This window comes from Acinetobacter sp. ANC_7511 (genome assembly GCF_056779975.1).
Genome location: NZ_JBWYIY010000047.1, coordinates 1 through 773 on the forward strand (window position 1 = coordinate 1; position 773 = coordinate 773).

Here is a 773-nt window from a genome sequence, read left to right on the forward strand (position 1 = left end):
AAACGTCATCGACGACATTCCAATCCACAGAAGGGTTACGTTCCATTAACGCTTTTAATGGCACTGCACCTAAGTCATCCGCACGGACAGGCGCCAAACCACCGGCATAACGACCAAAAGGCGTACGGATGGCATCAATGATGTATGCGTTTTTCATTTTAAATGTCTTCAAAATAAATGAATAAAAAAAGGAGGGGCAAGTGGATAACCATATAGGTTTACCCCTCCAAAAAGGAAACTTAATTAAATTGTTTCATCGCTTAATTTTGCACCGGTCATCGATTGAAGCTCTTCAAAAGATAAGCCTTCAACTTTCTCAATCACTTTCATGCCATCTGCCGTCACATCAATCACACAAAGGTCCGTATAAATGCGGTCCACACATTTCAAACCTGTCGCAGGATAAGTCAGCTCAGCAACGATTTTAGGTTCGCCTTTTTTAGTGACATGATCGGTGGTAATAAAGACTTTTTTCGCACCCACGGCTAAGTCCATTGCACCACCCACAGCAGGGATGGCATCAGGTGCACCGGTATGCCAGTTTGCAAGATCACCATTTTCAGCGACTTGGAAAGCACCGAGTACAGCGATATCTAGGTGACCACCACGCATCATGGCAAATGAATCACCATGATGGAAGAAAGCTCCGCCTTCAAGCAGGGTTACAAACTCTTTACCCGCATTAATTAACTCAGGGTCACGGTCTTCTTCCGCAGGGGGTGGACCAAAGGCCAATAAACCATTTTCAGAATGTAAAAAGACATCTTTGTCAG

General features: G+C 44.4%; 2 protein-coding genes. Both read right to left on the reverse strand.

Going from position 1 to position 773, the window contains the following annotated elements; all coding sequences use genetic code 11:
* A partial coding sequence (locus AC1M9L_RS14730; RefSeq protein WP_481590811.1) for a thiolase family protein occupies nucleotides 1–157 on the reverse strand: 157 nt, incomplete at its 3' end.
* Between the two features lie 86 nt (nucleotides 158–243).
* A partial coding sequence (locus AC1M9L_RS14735) for a CoA-transferase (RefSeq protein ID WP_481592550.1) occupies nucleotides 244–773 on the reverse strand: 530 nt, incomplete at its 5' end.